The sequence below is a fragment of the Pseudomonas sp. MF6751 genome, assembly GCF_016613265.1.
In the GTDB taxonomy this organism is placed as follows: domain Bacteria; phylum Pseudomonadota; class Gammaproteobacteria; order Pseudomonadales; family Pseudomonadaceae; genus Aquipseudomonas; species Aquipseudomonas fluorescens_BV.
The window spans coordinates 23,459-46,322 of record NZ_JAENSV010000017.1; the positions used below are offsets into that span (position 1 = coordinate 23,459).

The 22,864-nt window shown below is 59.4% G+C and carries 18 protein-coding genes; 17 read left to right on the forward strand and 1 reads right to left on the reverse strand.

The window, feature by feature from the left end:
- Positions 1-37 precede the first annotated feature (37 nt).
- From rseP to ispD, 16 genes are all read left to right on the forward strand, one after another.
- On the forward strand, positions 38-1,390 hold the full coding sequence (rseP, locus tag JJD66_RS15650) for a sigma E protease regulator RseP (RefSeq protein WP_105226020.1): 1,353 nt from the start codon (positions 38-40) through the stop codon (positions 1,388-1,390).
- 74 nt (positions 1,391-1,464) lie between these two features.
- Entirely contained in the window at positions 1,465-3,852 is a 2,388-nt protein-coding gene (bamA, locus tag JJD66_RS15655; protein ID WP_198714771.1) for an outer membrane protein assembly factor BamA, read from the forward strand.
- A 45-nt stretch (positions 3,853-3,897) separates the two neighbouring features.
- A complete protein-coding gene (locus JJD66_RS15660) occupies positions 3,898-4,401 on the forward strand; it encodes an OmpH family outer membrane protein (protein ID WP_003189173.1) in 504 nt (167 codons plus the stop codon).
- Positions 4,402-4,404: 3 nt separating this feature from the next.
- On the forward strand, positions 4,405-5,460 hold the full coding sequence (gene lpxD / locus JJD66_RS15665) for a UDP-3-O-(3-hydroxymyristoyl)glucosamine N-acyltransferase (RefSeq protein WP_073522652.1): 1,056 nt from the start codon (positions 4,405-4,407) through the stop codon (positions 5,458-5,460).
- Between the two features lie 111 nt (positions 5,461-5,571).
- Positions 5,572-6,012 (forward strand): 3-hydroxyacyl-ACP dehydratase FabZ, encoded by a 441-nt coding sequence (gene fabZ, locus JJD66_RS15670; protein ID WP_003172281.1) that lies wholly within the window; start codon positions 5,572-5,574, stop codon positions 6,010-6,012.
- Entirely contained in the window at positions 6,009-6,785 is a 777-nt protein-coding gene (gene lpxA / locus JJD66_RS15675) for an acyl-ACP--UDP-N-acetylglucosamine O-acyltransferase (RefSeq protein WP_032893181.1), read from the forward strand. Before fabZ ends, lpxA begins: the two co-directional genes overlap by 4 nt.
- A gap of 2 nt (positions 6,786-6,787) precedes the next feature.
- Entirely contained in the window at positions 6,788-7,927 is a 1,140-nt protein-coding gene (lpxB, locus tag JJD66_RS15680) for a lipid-A-disaccharide synthase (RefSeq protein WP_034126836.1), read from the forward strand.
- Between the two features lie 2 nt (positions 7,928-7,929).
- On the forward strand, positions 7,930-8,556 hold the full coding sequence (gene rnhB, locus JJD66_RS15685; RefSeq protein WP_198714779.1) for a ribonuclease HII: 627 nt from the start codon (positions 7,930-7,932) through the stop codon (positions 8,554-8,556).
- 76 nt (positions 8,557-8,632) lie between these two features.
- A complete protein-coding gene (gene dnaE, locus JJD66_RS15690; RefSeq protein ID WP_200648541.1) occupies positions 8,633-12,154 on the forward strand; it encodes a DNA polymerase III subunit alpha in 3,522 nt (1,173 codons plus the stop codon).
- Between the two features lie 129 nt (positions 12,155-12,283).
- Positions 12,284-13,231: an acetyl-CoA carboxylase carboxyltransferase subunit alpha gene (locus JJD66_RS15695; RefSeq protein ID WP_003189182.1), complete on the forward strand. Its 948-nt coding sequence runs from the start codon at positions 12,284-12,286 to the stop codon at positions 13,229-13,231.
- 174 nt (positions 13,232-13,405) lie between these two features.
- Positions 13,406-14,725 carry a tRNA lysidine(34) synthetase TilS gene (gene tilS / locus JJD66_RS15700; protein WP_200648542.1) on the forward strand — a complete coding sequence of 440 codons (1,320 nt, stop codon included), beginning with the start codon at positions 13,406-13,408 and terminating at the stop codon, positions 14,723-14,725.
- Between the two features lie 273 nt (positions 14,726-14,998).
- A complete protein-coding gene (locus JJD66_RS15705; protein ID WP_034126838.1) occupies positions 14,999-16,630 on the forward strand; it encodes a CTP synthase in 1,632 nt (543 codons plus the stop codon).
- A gap of 5 nt (positions 16,631-16,635) precedes the next feature.
- Entirely contained in the window at positions 16,636-17,481 is an 846-nt protein-coding gene (gene kdsA / locus JJD66_RS15710; RefSeq protein WP_003189190.1) for a 3-deoxy-8-phosphooctulonate synthase, read from the forward strand.
- Positions 17,482-17,638: 157 nt separating this feature from the next.
- On the forward strand, positions 17,639-18,928 hold the full coding sequence (gene eno, locus JJD66_RS15715) for a phosphopyruvate hydratase (RefSeq protein WP_054897992.1): 1,290 nt from the start codon (positions 17,639-17,641) through the stop codon (positions 18,926-18,928).
- A gap of 171 nt (positions 18,929-19,099) precedes the next feature.
- Entirely contained in the window at positions 19,100-19,378 is a 279-nt protein-coding gene (gene ftsB, locus JJD66_RS15720) for a cell division protein FtsB (RefSeq protein ID WP_003189195.1), read from the forward strand.
- Entirely contained in the window at positions 19,375-20,082 is a 708-nt protein-coding gene (gene ispD, locus JJD66_RS15725; protein ID WP_200648543.1) for a 2-C-methyl-D-erythritol 4-phosphate cytidylyltransferase, read from the forward strand. Before ftsB ends, ispD begins: the two co-directional genes overlap by 4 nt.
- Before the next feature lie 659 nt (positions 20,083-20,741).
- On the opposite strand, the gene JJD66_RS15730 is transcribed toward ispD, so the two are convergent.
- Positions 20,742-21,638: a LysR substrate-binding domain-containing protein gene (locus tag JJD66_RS15730; protein ID WP_034126841.1), complete on the reverse strand. Its 897-nt coding sequence runs from the start codon at positions 21,636-21,638 to the stop codon at positions 20,742-20,744.
- A gap of 109 nt (positions 21,639-21,747) precedes the next feature.
- Between JJD66_RS15730 and JJD66_RS15735 the strand changes: the two genes are divergently transcribed.
- Positions 21,748-22,860: an S-(hydroxymethyl)glutathione dehydrogenase/class III alcohol dehydrogenase gene (locus tag JJD66_RS15735; protein ID WP_003189203.1), complete on the forward strand. Its 1,113-nt coding sequence runs from the start codon at positions 21,748-21,750 to the stop codon at positions 22,858-22,860.
- Positions 22,861-22,864: the final 4 nt, after the last annotated feature.

The window sequence follows — 22,864 nt, forward strand, 5'->3', positions numbered from 1 at the left end:
AGTCTTCAGGCATTGGATTGAAATGCGGAGAAATTAGATGAGTGCGCTCTACATGATTGTCGGCACCCTGGTTGCTCTGGGTGTGTTGGTGACCTTCCACGAATTCGGCCACTTCTGGGTGGCGCGTCGTTGCGGCGTCAAGGTATTGCGCTTTTCCGTCGGTTTCGGCATGCCGTTGTTGCGCTGGCATGATCGCCGCGGCACTGAGTTTGTCATTGCTGCTATCCCGTTGGGCGGCTACGTCAAGATGCTCGATGAGCGCGAAGGCGAAGTGCCTGCAGACCAACTGGACCAATCCTTCAATCGCAAGACCGTTCGTCAGCGTATTGCGATTGTTGCGGCGGGGCCGATTGCCAACTTCCTGTTGGCGATGGTGTTCTTCTGGGTCTTGGCCATGCTGGGCAGCCAGCAGGTGCGCCCGGTCATTGGTGCGGTCGAAGCCGACAGCATTGCAGCCAAGGCCGGCCTGACGGCTGGGCAGGAAATTGTATCCATTGATGGCGAACCCACCACAGGGTGGGGCGCGGTCAATTTGCAGTTGGTGCGTCGCCTGGGTGAAAGCGGCACCGTCAATGTGGTAGTGCGTGACCAGGACTCCAGCGCCGAAACCCCGCGGGCATTGGCGCTGGACCATTGGCTCAAGGGCGCCGATGAGCCCGATCCAATCAAATCCCTGGGGATCCGCCCTTGGCGTCCGGCCTTGCCGCCGGTGCTGGCCGAGCTGGATCCAAAGGGGCCGGCCCAGGCTGCTGGCCTGAAAACCGGTGATCGCCTGTTGGCCCTTGACGGCCAGGCGCTGGGTGACTGGCAGCAGGTGGTCGATCTGGTGCGTGTGCGCCCTGATACCAAAATTGTGCTGAAAGTTGAGCGCGAGGGTGCTCAAATCGACGTCCCCGTGACCCTGTCGGTGCGAGGCGAAGCCAAGGCGGCCGGGGGTTACCTGGGGGCCGGGGTCAAAGGTGTCGAATGGCCGCCATCGATGGTGCGAGAGGTCAGCTACGGGCCTTTGGCAGCGATTGCAGAGGGCGCGAAACGCACCTGGACCATGAGCGTGCTGACCCTCGAATCCCTCAAGAAAATGTTGTTCGGTGAGCTCTCGGTAAAAAACTTGAGTGGACCGATAACCATTGCTAAAGTGGCGGGCGCTTCTGCCCAGTCGGGTGTCGCGGATTTCCTGAATTTCCTGGCTTATCTGAGTATTAGCCTTGGGGTTCTGAATTTGCTGCCCATTCCAGTATTGGATGGGGGGCATCTGCTGTTTTATCTGGTCGAGTGGGTGCGTGGTCGCCCCTTGTCGGATCGGGTGCAGGGTTGGGGGATACAGATTGGTATCAGTTTGGTGGTCGGGGTGATGTTGTTAGCCCTGGTCAACGATCTGGGACGTCTGTAACGCTTCGCTGAATTGCGAATCTGCCGCATTTTGCGGCAGTTTGTTTATTGCCAGTTGGAATAAGAAAGGACTTCATGAAACGTCTGCTGCTAACTGCGGTTCTCACCGTATTGATGATCGCCGAAGTTCACGCCGAGTCCTTCACCATCTCCGATATTCGCGTCAATGGCCTCCAGCGGGTCTCCGCGGGTAGCGTCTTTGGTGCCTTGCCGTTGAACGTCGGGGAACAGGCGGATGATCGTCGCCTGGTGGAATCCACTCGTGCGCTGTTCAAAACCGGGTTCTTTCAAGATATCCAACTGGGTCGCGAAGGCAACGTCCTGGTCATCACGGTCGTCGAGCGACCTTCCGTCGCCAGTATCGCGATCGAAGGTAACAAGGCCATCTCCACTGAGGACCTGATGAAGGGCCTTAAGCAATCGGGCCTGGCCGAGGGCGAGATCTTCCAGCGCGCGACCCTTGAGGGTGTGCGTAACGAACTGCAACGCCAGTACGTTGCCCAGGGCCGCTACTCCGCGACCGTGGAAACCGAAGTGATCCCCCAGCCTCGTAACCGTGTGGGCCTGAAGGTCAACATCAACGAAGGCACCGTGGCCGCCATCCAGCACATCAACGTGGTGGGCAACACCAAGTTCGCCGATGACGACCTGATTGACCTGTTCGAACTCAAGACCACCAACTGGTTGTCATTCTTCAAGAACGATGACAAGTACGCCCGTGAAAAGCTCTCCGGTGACCTGGAACGCCTGCGCTCCTACTATCTGGACCGTGGCTACATCAACATGGACATCGCTTCGACCCAGGTGTCCATCACCCCGGACAAGAAGCACGTCTACATCACCGTCAACGTCAACGAAGGCGAGAAGTACAAGGTTCGTGACGTCAAGCTCAGCGGCGACCTGAAAGTGCCTGAAGACCAGGTCAAGTCCCTGTTGCTCGTGCAGAAGGACCAGGTGTTCTCGCGCAAGCTGATGACCACCACCTCCGAACTGATCACCCGCCGCCTGGGTAACGAAGGCTATACCTTCGCCAACGTCAACGGCGTGCCGACCCCGAATGATGAAGACCACACCGTGGACATCACCTTCGTCGTCGATCCTGGCAAGCGTGCCTACGTCAATCGTATCAACTTCCGTGGCAACACCAAGTCTGCGGACGAAGTGCTGCGTCGTGAAATGCGTCAGATGGAAGGTGGCTGGGCTTCGACTTACCTGATCGACCAGTCCAAGACCCGTCTTGAACGCCTGGGTTTCTTCAAGGAAGTCAACGTCGAAACCCCGGCCGTACCGGGTGTGGATGACCAGGTTGACGTGAACTACGCCGTTGAAGAACAAGCTTCGGGTTCGATCACCGCCAGCGTCGGTTTCGCCCAGAGTGCCGGTTTGATCCTGGGTGGTTCCATCACGCAGAACAACTTCCTGGGTACCGGTAACCGTGTGTCCATCGGTCTGACCCGCAGCGAATACCAGAGCCGATACAACTTCGGCTACACCGACCCCTACTGGACTGCAGACGGTGTGAGCCTGGGCTACAACGCCTTCTATCGCACCACCGACTACAAAGACCTCGATGTTGACGTTGCAAGCTATGCGATCGACAGCCTGGGCGCCGGTGTCAACGTGGGTTACCCGATCAGCGAGACCTCGCGCCTGACCTTCGGCCTCACAGCCCAGCAGGATGAGATCAAGACCGGTGTGTACACCGTGGACGAAATCTTCGACTTCACCCGTCGTGAAGGCGACAAGTTCCTGAACTTCAAGGCGTCTGCCGGTTGGTCCGAGTCGACCCTGAACAAAGGTGTACTGGCAACCCGCGGCCACTCCCAGAGCCTGACCGCGGAAGTCACTACGCCGGGCAGCGACCTGTCGTTCTTCAAGCTCGACTACCGCGGCCAGTTGTTCCAGCCGTTGAGCGATAACTACACCATGCGCCTGCACACAGAGTTGGGCTATGGCGACGGCTATGGTTCGACCAATGGCTTGCCGTTCTATGAAAACTACTATGCAGGTGGTTTCAACTCGGTACGTGGCTTCAAGGACAGCACTCTGGGGCCGCGTGGTACGCCGAGCCGCGGTTTTGCTCAGACCGGTAACCAGGGCACTGTCGCTGACTCGGACAACGACCCGCTGCCATTCGGTGGTAACGTGCTGATCCAGGGTGGTGCGGAGATTCTGTTCCCGCTGCCGTTCGTCAAGGACCAGCGTTCCCTGCGTACTTCGGTCTTCTGGGACGTGGGTAACGTGTTCGACTCCAAGTGCGAACAGATCAAAAACCCAAGTGGTTTGAAGTCCAATACTCAATGCAACGACGTGAGCCTCAGCAACCTGGCGAGCTCTGTTGGCGTGGGTGTGACCTGGGTGACTGCGCTGGGCCCGTTGAGCTTTGCTCTGGCCATGCCGATCAAGAAACCGGATAACGCTGAAACCCAGATTTTCCAATTCTCCCTCGGCCAGACGTTCTAAGCGTCTGACCTAAGATAACGACAACGGATTCTGTAGGAGTACATCGTGCGTAAGTTGACTCAATTGGTCTTGCTGGCCACTGTGCTGGTCACCACCCCGGCCTTCGCCGAAATGAAAATCGCGGTCCTGAACTATCAGATGGCCCTGCTGGAGTCCGATGCGGCCAAGCGATACGCCGTGGATGCCGAGAAGAAATTCGGTCCGCAACTGACCAAGCTCAAGACGCTGGAAAGCAGCGCCAAGGGTATCCAGGACCGCCTTGTAGCCGGTGGCGACAAGATGCAGCAAGGCGAGCGCGAGCGTCTGGAGCTTGAATTCAAGCAAAAGGCCCGTGACTACCAGTTCCAATCCAAGGAGCTGAACGAAGCCAAGGCTGTGGCCGACCGCGAAATGCTCAAGCAGCTCAAGCCGAAATTGGACAGCGCTGTGGAAGAAGTCATCAAGAAGGGTGCCTTTGACCTGGTGTTCGAGCGTGGCGCCGTGATCGACGTCAAGCCTCAATACGACATCACCCGCCAGGTGATCGAGCGCATGAACCAGCTGAAGTAAACCATGACAGCGACTATCAAGCTCGGCGAGTTGGCCGAGTTCCTTGGGGCCACCTTGCGTGGCTCCAAGGAGAAAGAAATCACTGGGCTAGCCACCTTGCAGGAGGCTGGCCCAGCTCAGTTGAGCTTCCTCGCAAATCCTCAATACCGTAAATACCTGGTCGACTGCCAGGCCGCAGCCGTGTTGCTGAAGGCCGCCGACGCCGAAGGGTTTACCGGGGATGCGCTGGTGGTGGCCGACCCGTACCTGTCGTACGCCAAGGCGTCGCACCTGTTCGATCCCAAGCCGAAGGCGGCCGGCGGTATTCACCCGTCTGCCGTGATCGCCGATGATGCCCAGGTTGATCCTGCCGCCAGCATCGGTGCATTCGCCGTGATCGAAAGCGGGGCGCGTATTGGTGCTGGTGTCACCGTGGGTGCCCACTGCTTTATCGGTGCACGCTGTGAAATTGGTGCCGATGGTTGGCTGGCCCCCCGCGTGACCCTCTACCACGATGTGCGTATTGGTCAGCGTGTGGTCATCCAGTCGGGCGCCGTGATCGGCGGTGAAGGCTTCGGCTTTGCCAATGCCAAGGGCATCTGGCACAAGATCGCCCAGGTCGGTGGCGTATTGATCGGCGATGATGTGGAGATCGGCGTGAACACCGCCGTGGATCGCGGGGCCTTGGCTGATACCGTGATCGGCAACGGTGTGAAGCTCGATAATCAGATCCAGATCGCCCACAACGTGCAGATTGGTGATCACACCGCCATGGCGGCCTGCGTGGGTATTTCCGGCAGCACCAAGATCGGCAAGCATTGCATGCTCGCCGGTGGCGTAGGGCTGGTGGGGCATATCGATATTTGCGACAACGTCTTCATCACCGGCATGACCATGGTGACCCACTCGATCACAGAGCCAGGGGCCTACTCGTCCGGTACCGCGATGCAACCTGCGGCCGAATGGCGCAAGAGTGCCGCGCGTTTGAGGAAGATCGACGACATGGCACGACGTATCAAACAGCTTGAAAAGCGTGTCGGGGACGTGACCCCTGGCGGTAATGCTTCATCAGAAGGCTGATACCATTTCCATATCAAGTGTGCGCAGCCGCTAGACGGCCTCCTTGATTTGCTAGCGGGGCGTGCGCCTGGTGCGCCCGCCCCCAATCTTTATTACAGGCTTCCCCCCGAAATGATGGACATCAACGAGATTCGCGAATACCTGCCTCACCGTTACCCGTTCCTGCTGGTGGACCGCGTAGTGGACCTCAATGTCGAGGAAAAGCGCATTCGTGCCTACAAGAATGTCAGCATCAACGAACCATTCTTCAATGGTCACTTTCCTGCGCATCCAATCATGCCAGGTGTGTTGATCATCGAAGCCATGGCCCAGGCTGCCGGTATCCTTGGTTTCAAAATGCTCGACCTCAAGCCTGCTGACGGCACGCTTTACTATTTCGTGGGTTCGGACAAGCTGCGTTTTCGCAACCCGGTCACCCCGGGTGACCAGTTGATCCTGGAAGCCAAGTTCATCAGTTGCAAACGCCAGATCTGGAAGTTCGAATGCCAGGCTTCGGTAGATGGCAAGCCGGTGTGCTCTGCCGAGATCATCTGTGCGGAACGCAAACTATGAGTTTGATTGACCCTCGCGCAATCATCGATCCGTCGGCCGTACTGGCCGCCGACGTTGAGGTCGGCCCTTGGTCGATCGTCGGCGCAGGTGTGGAAATCGGCGAGGGGACTGTCATCGGGCCGCACGTGATCCTCAAGGGTCCGACCCGTATTGGCAAACACAATCGCATCTACCAGTTTTCCTCGGTAGGCGAAGACACCCCGGACATGAAGTACAAGGGTGAAGAAACACGCCTGGTAATCGGTGACCACAATATTATCCGTGAAGGCGTCACCATTCACCGTGGCACCGTGCAGGATCGCGCCGAAACCACCTTGGGTGATCACAACCTGGTCATGGCCTATGCGCACATCGGCCATGACAGCGTGATCGGCAATCATTGCATCCTGGTCAACAACACTGCGTTGGCAGGCCATGTGCACGTTGATGACTGGGCGATCCTTTCCGGCTTCACCCTGGTACATCAATACTGCCATATCGGCGCCCACAGCTTTTCCGGTATGGGCACCGCCATCGGCAAGGATGTCCCGGCATTCGTGACGGTGTTCGGCAATCCTGCCGAAGCCCGCAGCATGAATTTTGAAGGCATGCGTCGTCGTGGTTTCAGCGAAGAAGCCATCCACGCCCTGCGCCGTGCCTACAAGACGGTTTACCGCCAAGGGTTGACCGTGGAGCAGGCCCTGGCCGAGTTGGCCGAGCCTGCCACGCAGTTCCCGGAAGTCGCTGTATTCCGTGATTCTATCCAGACCTCGACTCGCGGCATCACCCGCTGATCATGGCCACTCTGCGTATTGCGCTCGTGGCCGGTGAAGCTTCCGGCGATATCCTGGGTGCTGGTTTGATGCGGGCGCTCAAGGCCCAGCATCCGGCAGTGGAGTTTATCGGGGTCGGTGGCCCGTTGATGCAGGCCGAAGGCCTGACCTCCTACTTTCCGATGGAACGCCTGTCGGTCATGGGGCTGGTGGAAGTCTTGGGGCGCCTGCGTGAGCTGCTGGCTCGCCGCAAGCTGCTGATCAAGACGCTGATCGAAGAAAAACCTGACGTCTTTATCGGCATCGATGCGCCGGACTTCACGCTCAATATCGAACTCAAGTTGCGCCAGGCCGGGATCAAGACCGTGCACTACGTCAGCCCATCCGTGTGGGCGTGGCGCCAGAAGCGTGTATTGAAAATCCGCGAAGGCTGCGACCTGATGTTGACCTTGCTTCCATTCGAAGCCCGGTTCTACGAGGAGAAGGGCGTGCCGGTGCGGTTTGTCGGTCACACCCTGGCTGACGCCATTCCCTTGCAGGCTGATCGTGCGGCTGCGCGCGCCGAGCTGGGCTTGCCCGATGGCCCGTTGGTGGCGTTGATGCCGGGCAGTCGTGGCGGTGAGGTGGGGCGCTTGGGTGCGTTGTTTTTTGATGCTGCCGAACGTCTTCAGGCGCAAAAGCCGGGAATCCGCTTTGTGCTGCCTTGCGCCAGTCCACAACGTCGTGCACAGATCGAAACCCTGCTGGAAGGCCGCAACCTGCCGTTGACCCTGCTCGATGGCCAGTCCCACCTGGCCCTGGCAGCCTGCGATGCGGTGTTGATCGCCTCGGGCACTGCCACGCTTGAGGCCTTGCTGTACAAGCGGCCGATGGTCGTGGCCTATCGCCTGGCGCCACTGACCTTCTGGATCCTCAAGCGCATGGTCAAGAGCCCTTACATTTCCTTGCCCAACCTGCTGGCCCAGCGCCTGCTGGTGCCGGAGTTGTTGCAGGACGATGCAACGCCCGAAGCGCTTGCGCAAACCCTACTACCCTTGATTGACGGCGGCGAAGAGCAGACCCGTGGTTTCGACGATATTCACCGCACGTTACGCCGTGATGCCTCGAACCAGGCGGCCGACGCCGTGTTGACCCTGATCGGCCATAAACAGGAAGCCTTATGACCATGCAAATGGGCCTGGATTTCAGCCTCGTTGCCCAAGCCCACGAACTGGTAGCGGGTGTTGACGAAGTCGGGCGCGGCCCGCTGTGTGGCGCAGTGGTCACGGCGGCGGTGATCCTTGATCCGAACCGCCCGATCCTGGGGCTCAACGATTCGAAGAAGCTCACCGAAGCCCGTCGCGAAAAGCTCTATGACGAGATCTGTGAGAAAGCCTTGAGCTGGCATATCGCCCGGGCTGAAGTCGAAGAAATCGACGAGCTGAATATCCTGCACGCCACCATGCTGGCGATGCAGCGCGCTGTGGAAGGGCTGCACATCACCCCGAAAATGGCGATGATCGACGGTAACCGCTGCCCCAAACTGACAATGCCGTCCGAAGCGGTGGTCAAGGGCGATAGCAAGGTTCCCGCCATTGCCGCCGCCTCGATCCTGGCCAAGGTCAGCCGCGACCGTGAAATGGCCGCGTTCGAATTGATCTATCCCGGTTACGGCATTGGTGGCCATAAAGGCTACCCGACGCCCGTTCATCTGGAAGCTCTGGCTCGGCTCGGCCCCACCCCGATCCATCGCCGCTCGTTTGCCCCGGTGCGCCAGGCTTATGAGGCCCGTGAAAATCTGATCGAGGTATAGCAGCAAGGCTGATGTTTTTACCCAGGCCCGGTACAATCCGGGCCTTGTTGTTTTCATGTATCAAGACAGGATCATTATGCCGGCTTCATTCGTTCATCTACGCCTGCACACTGAGTACTCCCTGGTCGACGGCCTGGTACGGATCAAACCGCTGGTCAAAACCCTGGTGGGCATGAACATGCCTGCGGTTGCGGTTACCGACCAGAACAACATGTGTTCCCTGGTCAAGTTCTACAAGAACGCCATGGGCGCCGGCATCAAGCCGATCTGCGGCGCCGATCTGTGGCTGTCCAACAAAGACCCGGATAACCCCCTGAGCCGCATCAGCCTGCTGGCGATGAACGGCGTGGGTTATCGCAACCTCACCGAACTGATCTCCCGTGGCTTTATCGATGGTCAGCGCAACGGCTCGATCATCATCGAGCGCGAGTGGGTGGCCGAAGCCAGCGAAGGCCTGATCATGCTCTCGGCGGCCAAAGAGGGCGAAATCGGTATCGCGCTGCTGGGCGGCAACCCTCAGGAAGCCGAAGTGCTGGCGCGTGAGTGGATGCAGGTGTTCCCAGGCCGGTTCTACCTGGAAGTCCAGCGCACCAACCGCCCCAACGATGAAGAGCATCTGCACGCTGCCGTAGCCCTGGCCGATAAGCTGGGTGCGCCGCTGGTGGCGACCAATGATGTGCGCTTTATCAAGAAAGAAGATTTCGAAGCCCACGAGACCCGCGTGTGCATCGGCGAAGGCCGGGCCCTGGACGACCCGCGCCGCTCGAAGAACTACAGCGAAGAGCAGTACCTCAAAAGCGCCGAGGAAATGGCGGAGCTGTTCAGCGACTTGCCCGAGGCCCTGGAAAACTCCGTCGAGATCGCCAAGCGCTGCAATATTGAAGTGAAGCTGGGCAAGCACTTTTTGCCCAACTTCCCGATTCCCGATGGCATGACCATCGACGAATACTTTCGCAAAGTGTCGTTCGATGGCCTGGAGGAACGCCTCAGCGTCCTGCTGCCCAAGGACACCACCGAGGACTACGAAGCCAAGCGCCAGGTGTATGTCGATCGGTTGAATTTCGAGCTGGATATCATCATCCAGATGGGGTTTCCCGGTTACTTCCTGATCGTAATGGACTTTATCCAGTGGGCCAAAAACAACGGCGTGCCGGTAGGTCCGGGCCGGGGGTCAGGTGCTGGCTCGCTGGTGGCTTACGTACAGAAGATTACCGACCTCGACCCGCTGGAATATGACCTGCTGTTCGAACGTTTCCTGAACCCGGAACGGGTATCCATGCCCGACTTCGACGTCGACTTCTGCATGGATGGTCGTGACCGCGTCATTGAATACGTGGCCGAGAAATACGGCCGCAACGCAGTAAGTCAGATCATCACCTTCGGTTCCATGGCCGCCAAAGCGGTAATCCGCGACGTGGCGCGGGTGCAGGGTAAGTCCTACGGTTTGGCGGATCGCCTGTCGAAGATGATCCCGTTCGAAGTCGGCATGACCCTGGAAAAAGCCTACGAGCAGGAAGAAATCCTGCGCGACTTCATCAAGGTCGATGAAGAAGCCGCCGAAATCTGGGACATGGCGCGCAAGCTCGAAGGCGTGGTGCGTAACGTCGGTAAACACGCCGGTGGTGTGGTTATTGCGCCGACCAAGCTCACCGACTTTTCGCCGATCTATTGCGATGAAGAAGGCGACGGCCTGGTCACCCAGTTCGACAAGGACGACGTGGAGGCCGCCGGCCTGGTGAAGTTCGACTTCCTCGGCCTGCGGACCCTGACGATCATCGACTGGGCACTCAAGACTATCAACCGCGACCGTGCGAAGGTCGGCGAAGAACCGCTGGATATCGCGTTTATCCCGCTGGACGACAAACCGACCTATAGCCTGCTGCAAAAAGCCGAAACCACCGCAGTGTTCCAGCTTGAATCCCGGGGTATGAAGGAGCTGATCAAAAAGCTCAAGCCCGACTGCCTGGAAGACTTGATCGCACTGGTGGCCCTGTTCCGTCCGGGCCCGCTGCAATCGGGCATGGTGGATGACTTCATCAACCGTAAACACGGCCGGGCCGAGCTGGCTTACCCGCATTCCGACTATCAGTATGAAGGCCTCAAGCCCGTACTGGCGCCGACCTACGGCATCATCCTGTACCAGGAACAGGTGATGCAGATCGCTCAAGTGATGGCCGGTTACACCCTCGGCGGTGCGGACATGCTGCGTCGCGCCATGGGTAAGAAAAAGCCCGAGGAAATGGCCAAGCAGCGCGGCGGTTTCATTGAAGGTTGCGCCACCAACAACATCGATGCCGACCTGGCCGGTAACATCTTCGACCTGGTAGAAAAGTTCGCCGGTTATGGCTTCAACAAATCCCACTCCGCCGCCTATGGCCTGGTGTCGTACCAGACCGCCTGGCTGAAAGCCCACTACCCGGCACCGTTCATGGCGGCGGTACTCTCGGCGGATATGCACAACACCGACAAGGTCGTGACCTTGATCGAGGAAGTGCGCACCATGAAGCTGCGCCTCGACGCGCCGGACGTGAACGCTTCGGAGTTCAAGTTCACGGTGAACGACGAAGGCCGCATCATCTATGGCCTCGGCGCGATCAAAGGCGTGGGCGAAGGCCCGGTCGAGGCCATTACCGAAGCGCGTCAGGACGGGCCGTTCAAGGACCTGTTCGACTTTTGCGCACGCGTTGACCTCAAACGCATCAACAAGCGTACCCTCGATGGTCTGATCCGCAGCGGCGCACTCGACCGTCTTGGCCCGTATTTTCATGATGAGCCGAAGGCTTACCAGGCCAATATCGATCGTAACCGGGCGGTGCTGCTGACCGCCATGGAAGAGGCGATCAAGGCCGCCGAACAGACCGCCCGTACCCATGACAGCGGCCACGCCGACCTGTTTGGCGGGCTGTTCGTCGAAGCAGATGCGGATGTCTACGCCAACCACCGCAAGGCCAAGGAGCTGACTCTGAAGGAACGCCTCAAGGGTGAAAAAGACACCTTGGGCCTGTACCTCACCGGCCACCCGATTGACGAGTACGAAGGCGAAATCCGCCGTTTTGCCCGCCAGCGCATCATCGACCTCAAACCGGCGCGGGATACCCAGACCGTCGCCGGTATGATCATCGCCCTGCGGGTGATGAAAAATAAGAAGGGCGACAAGATGGGCTTCATCACCCTCGATGACCGCTCGGGCCGCATCGAAGCGTCATTGTTTGCCGACGCGTTTCATTCCGCTCAGTCGCTGTTGCAGACCGACGCCATGGTGGTGGTGGAAGGGGAGGTCAGCAATGATGACTTCTCCGGTGGCCTGCGCCTGCGCATCAAGCGCGTGATGAGCATGGAAGACGCCCGCACCAACCTGGCCGAAAGCCTGCGCCTGAAGGTCAAGACCGAAGCGCTTAAGGGCGATCAGCTACGCTGGTTGGGTGACCTGCTAAAACGCCATCGTGGTGCATGCCCGGTGACCATGGAGTACACCGGCAGCGATGCCAAGGCCATGTTGCAGTTTGGTGAGACGTGGCGAATTGATCCCGCTGATGGCTTGATTCAAGCTTTGCGTGACCAGTTCGGGCGAGACAACGTCTTCCTCCAATACCGTTGACGGTCAGATAGATCTGATCTCGACTAAACATTTAATCTCGACCTAAACGCGCCTCTCCCTTAAGGTAGGGCGCGAATAGACAACCGGCTGGCCAGGCACCCCTTGGCCGTCGACCCAAGACGGACGCTTATGAACCCGAATTTTCTTGATTTCGAACAGCCGATCGCTGACCTGCAAGCCAAGATCGAAGAGCTGCGCCTGGTCGGCAATGACAATTCGCTGAACATCGGTGATGAAATCGCTCGCCTGCAAGACAAGAGCAGCACGCTCACCGAAGACATCTTCGGCAAGCTGACCAGCTGGCAGATCGCGCGCCTGGCTCGCCACCCGCGCCGTCCCTACACCCTGGACTACATCGAACACATCTTCACCGAGTTCGACGAGTTGCACGGCGACCGTCACTTCTCGGACGACGCAGCCATCGTGGGCGGCATCGCTCGCCTGGACGACCAGCCGGTGATGGTGATCGGTCACCAGAAAGGCCGTGAAGTGCGCGAGAAAGTACGCCGCAACTTCGGTATGCCGCGCCCGGAAGGCTATCGCAAGGCGTGCCGCCTGATGGAAATGGCCGAGCGCTTCAAGATGCCGATCCTGACCTTCATCGACACGCCGGGTGCCTACCCGGGTATCGACGCCGAAGAGCGCAACCAGAGCGAAGCGATTGCCTGGAACCTGCGCGTCATGGCGCGCCTGAAAACCCCGATCATCGCCACTGTGATCGGTGAAGGTGGTTCCGGCGGTGCCCTGGCCATTGGTGTCTGCGACCAACTGAACATGTTGCAGTACTCGACCTACGCGGTGATCTCGCCGGAAGGTTGTGCCTCGATCCTGTGGAAAACCGCCGAAAAGGCGCCGGACGCTGCCGAAGCCATGGGCATTACCGCCGATCGCCTCAAAGGCCTGGGTATCGTGGACAAGGTCATCGCCGAGCCACTGGGCGGCGCTCACCGTGACCCGGCTGCCGCCGCTGCGACCATCCGTGCCGAGTTGGGGTCGCAACTGGCGATGCTCAAGAAGCTGGATAACGAAGCGCTGCTGGCTCGTCGTTATGAGCGCCTGATGAGCTACGGCCTCTAAGCCGACGCTGTACCCATTGCGGGAGCCGGCTTGTGTGGGAGCTGGCTTGCCGGCGATAGCATCACCTTGGTATCACTGATACCCCGAGGTGCCTGCATCGCAGGCAAGCCCGGCTCCCACATTTGCTTTGTGTATGCTGACGAACGTATTCAAGCTTTGCGGCGGTGACGTGTGATGAAACCAACCCTGCCGGCCACACTCCTGCACACCCTGGCCGACTGGCGCAACGCGCCGGCCTGGCATATCGCATTCTCCGGCGGTCTCGACTCCACCGTTCTGCTGCACCTCCTGGCCTCATTGGCCAAAATCGAAAATCTGCCTCCTGTCAGCGCCGTCCATGTCCACCATGGCCTGCAAGCTGCTGCCGATGCTTGGCCCTCTCATTGCCAATCGGTCTGCGACAGCCTGGGCGTACCTTTGCGCGTCATGCGCGTGCAGGTCAGTCAGGGTGCGAGCCTTGAACGTGCGGCCCGCGAGGCGCGCTACCAAGCGTTCATGCAGGTCCTAGGGGTGGGGGAGGTGCTTTTCACTGGCCAGCATCGCGACGATCAAGCCGAAACCCTGCTGTTTCGCCTGCTGCGTGGCGCCGGTGTACGAGGGCTGGCGGCTATGCCTGAGCATCGCCCCTTGGCGCAGGGGTACTTGGTGCGGCCCTTACTGGCATTTTCCCGCAGCGACCTGGAAGCCTATGCCCATCAGCATCAGTTGCAGTGGATCGAAGACCCCTCCAACGTTGATCCACGGTTTTCCCGCAATTACCTGCGTCATCGTGTACTCCCTACCGTGACGGAGCGCTGGCCCCAGGCGATCACCCACCTGGCTCGCACGGCTGAACACATGGCTGAGGCTCAAGGGCTGCTCGACGAATTGGCGCTGATAGATCTGCAGCGCGCCGATCAGCCTTCTGCGTTCCCCTGGTTGCCTCTGCTGTCCCTGGCGCTTGAACCATTGCGCGAGCTATCCGGTGCCCGCCAGCGTAACGCCCTGCGGCATTGGCTCACGCCACTGACCCGTTTACCCGACAGCGACCACTGGGCCGGTTGGTATGCCCTGCGCGATGCCAAGAGCGACGCTCAGCCTCTGTGGCGCCTGGCCGACGGCCAAATGCAGCGTAGCGGTGAACGCATCTGGTGGTTACCCTCAACATGGTCGGAGTTTTCCGACGCATCGGTGAGCTGGCCCGATCCGCAAGATCCACTAAAGTTAACGGGCAATGGTCAACTGAGGTTTATCGGCAAGGCCCCCGAAGGCCCGTTGGAGGTGCGTTATCGCCAGGGTGGCGAAATCATCGACGTAGCAGGCCGAGGCCGGCGGGATCTCAAGCGTCTGCTGAATGAAAGCGGCATGCCGGGCTTCGCCCGTGGCAGATTGCCGCTGGTTTATCGGGGCGAGCAATTGCTGGCTGTGCCAAGCGTTGCGGGGGCATGGTCCAGGTCGGTGGGTGAGGTGCAATTGGATTGGTTGCCACAGACCTGCGATCAAGGTTTGAGCTGATAGCGCCTTTCCGGTAGACTACGCTCCCTTCTTGATACAACTTCTGTGGATTCGCCTGAATCGCAGTCGTTGCCGATTACCAAGCAGTCTTTGCTGGGCGATTCCAAAAAATGTGTAGCGATCAACGTACCGGTGCTTCATTGCTGGTCTGTCACAACGCGGCGGTTTTTTTGAAAGGTGCACTGTGATTAATGCAGGTGATCGGGGGCTTCGGCCTTCCTTCGCTTTCCCCGGCGGCTCGGACCGCTTTAACGCAGACTTCTAGGGTTTTTCATGACGCGCTACATATTCGTCACGGGCGGTGTTGTTTCTTCATTGGGGAAAGGCATTGCCTCCGCTTCATTGGCGGCCATCCTGGAGGCGCGGGGACTTAAGGTCACCATGCTCAAGCTGGACCCGTACATCAACGTTGACCCGGGCACCATGAGCCCGTTCCAGCACGGTGAAGTGTTCGTCACCCACGACGGCGCCGAGACCGACCTGGACCTGGGCCACTACGAGCGGTTCATCCGCACGACCATGACCCAGAACAACAACTTCACCACCGGCCGTGTCTACGAGCACGTGCTGCGCAAAGAGCGCCGTGGTGACTACCTGGGTGCAACCATCCAGGTGATCCCGCACATCACCGACGAAATCAAGCGCCGCATCATCAAGGGTGCAGGCGATGCCGACGTGGCGATGGTCGAGATCGGTGGCACCGTGGGTGACATCGAGTCCCAACCGTTCCTCGAAGCCATCCGCCAGTTGCGTTTCGAAGTCGGCGCCAAGCGCGCGATGCTGATGCACCTGACACTGGTGCCGTACATCGCCACTGCCGGCGAAACCAAAACCAAGCCTACCCAGCATTCGGTCAAGGAACTGCGTTCCATCGGCCTGCAGCCGGATGTGCTGGTATGCCGCTCCGATCACCCGATCGACATTTCCTCGCGCCGCAAGATCGCGCAGTTCACCAACGTTGAAGAACGTGCGGTGATTGCCCTGGAAGACGCCGACACCATCTACAAGATCCCGGGCATCCTGCATTCCCAGGGGCTGGATGATTTTGTGGTCGAGCGTTTCGGCCTGCAGTGCGGCGGCGCCGACCTGTCCGAGTGGGAAGCGGTTGTCGACGCCAAGCTCAACCCTGAGCATGAAGTCACCATCGCCATGGTCGGCAAGTACATGGAACTGCTGGACGCGTACAAGTCGCTGATCGAAGCGATGAGCCACGCCGGTATCAGCAACCGTACCAAGGTCAACCTGCGCTACATCGACTCCGAAGACATCGAGAACCAAGGCACCGCGCTGCTCGAAGGTGTTGACGCTATCCTCGTTCCCGGCGGTTTCGGCCTGCGTGGCGTGGAAGGCAAGATCACTGCCGTGCAGTACGCCCGTGAAAACAAGGTGCCGTACCTGGGTATCTGCCTGGGCATGCAAGTGGCTGTTATCGAGTTCGCCCGTAACGTGCTGGGCTGGAAAGACGCCAACTCCACCGAGTTCGATCACACCAGCGGCCATCCGGTCGTGGGCCTGATCACCGAGTGGGAAGATGCCACCGGCGCCGTTGAAACCCGCACCGAAACTTCCGACCTGGGCGGCACCATGCGCCTGGGTGCACAGGATTGCCTGCTGGAAGCCGGCTCGCTGGTACACGACTGCTACGGCAAGGACGTGATCGTCGAGCGTCACCGCCACCGTTACGAAGTGAACAACAACCTGCTGCCGCAGATCAAAGAAGCTGGCCTGAAAATCTCCGGCCGCTCCGGTGATGGCAAGCTGGTTGAAGTGGTCGAGGCACCGGATCATCCTTGGTTCGTGGCTTGCCAGTTCCACCCGGAGTTCACCTCGACACCGCGTGACGGTCACCCGTTGTTCAGTGGTTTCGTCAAAGCAGCACTGACGCAACATCAGAAGAAGGCGTAAACCTGATGGCCCAGAAGATCATTCGCGTAGGCGACATCGAGATTGCCAACGACAAGCCCATGGTGCTGTTCGGCGGCATGAACGTGCTGGAAAGCCGCGACATGGCGATGCAGGTGTGTGAAGAGTACGTGCGGGTCACCCAGAAGCTGGGTATTCCTTACGTCTTCAAGGCCAGCTTCGACAAGGCCAACCGTTCGTCCGTGACCTCCTATCGCGGCCCGGGCCTTGAAGAAGGCATGCGGATCTTCCAGGACATCAAGCAAGCCTTCGGCGTGCCGATCATCACCGACGTCCACGAGCCTGAGCAGGCTGCCGTGGTCGCCGAGGTGTGCGACATCATCCAGTTGCCGGCTTTCCTGTCGCGCCAGACCGACCTCGTGGTCGCCATGGCCAAGACCGGCGCGGTGATCAACATCAAGAAAGCCCAGTTCCTCGCTCCTCAGGAGATGAAACACATCCTGAGCAAATGCGTGGAAGCGGGTAACGACCAGTTGATCCTCTGCGAGCGGGGTTCGAGCTTCGGCTACAACAACCTCGTGGTGGACATGCTCGGTTTCGGCATCATGAAACAGTTCGAATACCCAGTGTTCTTCGACGTGACCCACGCGCTGCAAATGCCCGGTGGTCGCTCGGACTCCGCTGGCGGGCGACGTGCCCAGGTGACGGACCTGGCCAAGGCGGGCATGAGCCAGTCCCTGGCGGGCCTGTTCCTTGAAGCTCACCCGGACCCGGACAACGCCAAATGTGATGGCCCATGCGCCCTGCGCCTGGACAAGCTGGAGCCATTCCTGGCCCAACTCAAGCAGTTGGACGAGCTGGTCAAGAGTTTTCCGACGGTAGAGACCGCGTAACTGGCATTTCTCCGGTAGAATTTCCCACGCTTTACGCTCAGGCCCCCGGGCCTGAGCCTTGTCGTCTGCAAGCCTGCCCCGTTGTTCCACCCTTGCGGTCGGTCAAAAGATTTCCTTCAGCTGCGTCGTTTTCGTCAACTTTGGAGTGTTTACAACAATGGCAAAAATCGTCGACATCAAAGGTCGTGAAGTTCTCGACTCCCGTGGCAACCCCACCGTCGAAGCCGACGTGCTTCTCGATAACGGCATCATCGGCAGCGCCTGCGCGCCGTCCGGTGCCTCCACCGGTTCGCGCGAAGCGCTGGAACTGCGTGATGGCGACAAGAGCCGTTACCTGGGCAAGGGTGTACTCAAGGCTGTAGCCAACATCAACGGTCCGATTCGTGACCTGTTGCTGGGCAAGGACCCGCTGGACCAGAAAGCCCTGGACCACGCGATGATCAAGCTCGACGGCACTGAAAACAAAGGCAGCCTCGGCGCCAACGCCATCCTCGCGGTATCCCTGGCCGCCGCCAAGGCAGCAGCCCAGGATCAGGACCTGCCGTTGTACGCACACATTGCCAACCTGAATGGCACTCCGGGCGTCTACTCGATGCCGGTGCCGATGATGAACATCATCAACGGTGGCGAGCACGCGGATAACAACGTCGACATCCAGGAATTCATGGTGCAGCCAGTGGGCGCCAAGTCCTTCTCCGAAGGCCTGCGCATGGGCACCGAGATTTTCCATCACCTCAAGGCTGTACTGAAGGCCCGTGGCCTGAGCACTGCCGTGGGTGACGAAGGTGGTTTCGCGCCGAACCTGGCCTCCAACGAAGATGCACTGAAAGTCATCTCCGAAGCAGTGGCCAACGCTGGCTACACGCTGGGCACCGACGTGACCCTGGCCCTGGACTGCGCCGCCAGCGAATTCTATGAAGACGGCAAGTACAACCTGTCCGGCGAAGGCCAGGTGTTCGACTCCGAAGGCTTCGCTGAATACCTCAAGGGCCTGACCCAGCGCTACCCGATCATCTCGATCGAAGACGGCCTGGACGAGTCCGACTGGGATGGCTGGAAAATCCTCACCGACAAGATCGGCGAAAAAATCCAGCTGGTGGGTGACGACCTGTTCGTGACCAACACCAAGATCCTGAAAGAAGGCATCGACAAGAAGATCGCCAACTCGATCCTGATCAAGTTCAACCAGATCGGCACCCTGACCGAAACCCTGGAAGCCATCCAGATGGCCAAGGCCGCGGGCTACACCGCCGTGATCTCCCATCGCTCCGGCGAAACCGAAGATTCCACCATTGCCGACCTGGCCGTGGGTACTTCGGCGGGCCAGATCAAGACCGGTTCCCTGTGCCGTTCCGATCGCGTCTCCAAGTACAACCAATTGCTGCGCATCGAAGAGCAATTGGCAGGTAAGGCCAAGTACAACGGTCGCGGCGAGTTTCGCGGCTAAGCAGTAAATGGTAAAAAGTCGGCGGATTGCGTCGGAAATCTCACGGAAATGTGAATTTCGGCGCTAATCTGCTGACTGACAAGCGCAAGCCTGGGTTTTCCAGGCTTTGTGCTATCAGTTGCTGCAAAAGGTTTGCATGACTGTCTTTATTCAATGGATACCCGGATTTCGATGCGCAGTCCCAATTGGTTGTTCCTCGTCTTGCTCTTGTTGCTGGCTGGCCTGCAGTACCGCCTATGGGTCGGTAATGGCAGCTTTGCGCAGGTGGAAGAGTTGACCCAGCAAATTGCCGACCAGCGTGCCGAAAACGAACGCCTGCTGGAGCGCAACCGTGTCCTCGACGCTGAAGTGCTTGAGCTGAAAAAAGGCACGGAGACCGTTGAAGAGCGGGCTCGTCATGAGTTGGGCATGGTCAAGGAGGGCGAGACCCTCTACCAGTTGGCCCAATGAGCCACGATTTACCGGCCTTCTGGGCCGTGATTCCTGCCGCGGGCGTCGGTGCCCGTATGGCTGCGGACCGTCCCAAGCAGTACCTGCAATTGGGCGGGCGTACTATTCTCGAACACAGCCTCGGCTGTTTTCTCGACCATCCATGCCTCAAGGGCCTGGTGGTCAGTCTTGCAATTGACGATCCTTATTGGTCCACCTTGGCATGCGCCAATGACCCGCGTATCCAGCGTGCCGACGGGGGCTCGGAACGTTCCGGCTCGGTACTCAATGCGCTGCTGCAACTCAACGCCCTGGGCGCAAGTGATGACGACTGGGTGTTGGTGCATGACGCTGCGCGGCCTAACCTGAGCCGTGATGACCTCGACAAATTGTTGGCGGAACTGGCTGACGATCCGGTAGGCGGCCTGCTGGCGGTACCGGCACGCGACACCCTCAAGCGTGTCGACAAGCATGGCCGTGTGGTGGACACCATTGATCGCCGCCTGATCTGGCAGGCTTACACGCCGCAGATGTTCCGCCTGGGCGCCTTGCATCGCGCCTTGGCCGACAGCCTGGTGGCCGATGCGGTGATCACCGATGAAGCGTCGGCCATGGAATGGTCTGGGCAGGCACCGCGCCTGATCGAAGGGCGTTCGGACAATATCAAGGTGACTCGGCCGGAAGACTTGGAGTGGTTGAAATTGCGCTGGGTTAACCGGCGGTAACCTGTCAGACCGGGTCTGCTTCATCGCAGCATAGGTATCTATACAACTTTGTAGGCTGTAGCAGCCGACGGTAACCACGATGCGAAGCGAGACGCTCTTGATCTTGATCTGCTTTTGATCTTAGGCGCCCCGTTAAACCACGCTGGCCGGAATTCGACAGGGATTTGGGGGGTAAACCGGCAGGGATGCCGGTTTAGCCGCCCCGCGCCATGGATGGCGCGTGGCGGCGACCCCCCAAATCACTGGCGGATTACGGGCACACCGAGCCTAAGCGAGGTGCCGAGTGGTGGGGCAAGAGCGTTTTGCTTACTTTGCCGCTTTTGCAAAGTGAGCCGCCGTCAGGGCGGAACCCTAAGTGGCCGTTACCGCAGGAATGGATATGTACACGGTCCGACTGTGTTGACTGTCAAGCCGTCTTCGCAGGCAAGCCAGCTCCCACAGTTGGATCGCGGTGCGTCAGTTAGATCAGCGTCGGCTGCCAGGCCGTCGCGGGAGCAAGCTCCCTCGCCACAGGTTTAGCGTCGTACCGAAGTTGTGTAGATACCTATGTTCATCGCAGGCAAGCCAGCTCCCACATTTGATCGCTGCCACATCAAACAACACGTCCAACTGTGGGAGCCGGGCTTGCCCGCGATGAGGCCGGTGCAGACCACCTCAATTCAATGCTTGTACTCCGGCCTCTGCGCCAACCCCACCTTCAAGAAATCCACCAGCTTCCTCACCTTCGGCGACAAATGCCGCTGCTGCGGATACAGCGCCCACACGGCGGTATTCGGCGGTTGATGAGCCTGCAGCAGCGACACCAACGCCCCGCTGTGCAGATGCTCCAGCACGTAGTAATCCGGCAACTGGCACAAGCCCATGCCTTGCAGCGCCGCATCCAGCACCGCTTGCCCACTGTTGCAGCGCCAATTGCCTTGCACACGCTGGGAAAATTCCCGCCCATCCTGAGCCATTTGCCAGATATCCGAGCTGCCAATCAGACAGTTATGCCGGCTCAACTCCGACAAACTGTGTGGCCGACCGTACCGTTCGAGGTAGGAGGGTGAGGCGCACAGGTACATGCGCCGAGGCGCCAGGCGGCTGGCGACCATGCGCGAGTCTTGCAGGCGTCCCAGGCGGATGGCCAGGTCGAGGCCTTCATGGACCAGGTCCAGCGAGCGGTTGGTCAACTCGATGTCCACGCGCAGTTGCGGATAGTGCGCCATGAACCGCGTCACCAGCGGCACGATAAAACGTTCGCCATAGGCCACGGCGCAGGTCATGCGCAACATGCCCTTGGGTTCGCTGGTCAGGTCGCCCACCGCCCGCAACGCTTCCTCGCGACCGTCCTGCAGGCGCTGGCAGTGCTGCAGGAAGGTCTGGCCGGCTTCGGTCAAGGTCACCTTGCGCGTACTGCGGTACAGCAACCGTGTTTGCAGGCGTTCTTCCAGGCGTGCCACTTGCCGGCTGACGTGGGAGGACGATACGCCCAACCGTTCGGCCGCCGCCGTGAACTGGCTGCATTCGGCCACCGCGACAAACTCGTCAATGCCTTCCCAGCGGTTCTCCAGCATGCTGATTGTCCCTGTACGGCAATAATGTTTTGCTTTGGTTCGGATTATTCATCAATGGGCGATGTTTTACACTCACTGCCTCAGTTTTTAACCCGATGGAGAAACCCGGATGATCAAGTCCCGTGCCGCCGTAGCCTTCGAAGCCAAGAAGCCCCTTGAGATTGTTGAAGTGGATGTCGCCATGCCCAAGGCTGGCGAGGTGCTGCTGCGGGTAGTTGCGTCCGGCGTGTGCCACACCGACGCCTACACCTTGTCGGGCGCCGACCCGGAAGGCATCTTCCCGTCGATCCTCGGCCATGAAGGCGGTGCCGTAGTGGAAGCCATTGGCGAGGGTGTGACTTCGGTGGCTGTGGGCGATCACGTGATCCCGCTGTACACCCCGGAATGCGGCAAGTGCAAATTCTGCCTGAGTGGCAAGACCAACCTGTGCCAGGCCATTCGCGCCACGCAGGGCAAGGGCTTGATGCCGGATGGCACCACGCGTTTCTCCTACAAGGGCCAGCCGATTTTCCACTACATGGGCACCTCGACGTTCTCCGAGTACACCGTGCTGCCGGAAATCTCCGTGGCCAAGATTCCTAAAGAAGCGCCGTTGGAAAAAGTCTGCCTGCTCGGTTGCGGTGTCACTACCGGTATCGGTGCGGTGATCAACACTGCCAAGGTCAAACCGGGCGACACCGTGGCCGTCTTCGGTCTGGGCGGCATTGGTCTGTCGGCGATTATCGGTGCAGTCAAGGCCAAGGCCGGGCGCATCATCGCCATCGATATCAACCCGGCCAAGTTCGAAATCGCCAAGCAACTGGGCGCTACCGATTGCATCAACCCGAAGGACTACGACCGCCCGATCCAGGACGTGATTGTCGACCTGACTGACGGCGGCGTGGATTTCTCCTTCGAGTGCATCGGCAACGTACAACTGATGCGTGCGGCCCTTGAGTGCTGCCACAAAGGCTGGGGCGAATCGGTGATCATCGGTGTGGCCGGTGCTGGCCAGGAAATTGCCACTCGCCCATTCCAACTGGTCACCGGGCGCGTCTGGCGTGGGTCGGCGTTTGGTGGTGTGCGCGGTCGTACCGAATTGCCAAGCTACGTGGAAATGGCCCAGACCGGTGAAATCCCGCTGGATACCTTCATCACCCACACCATGGGTCTGGAAGATATCAACAAAGCGTTTGACCTGATGCATGAAGGCAAGAGCATTCGTACCGTCATTCACTTCTGAGGTC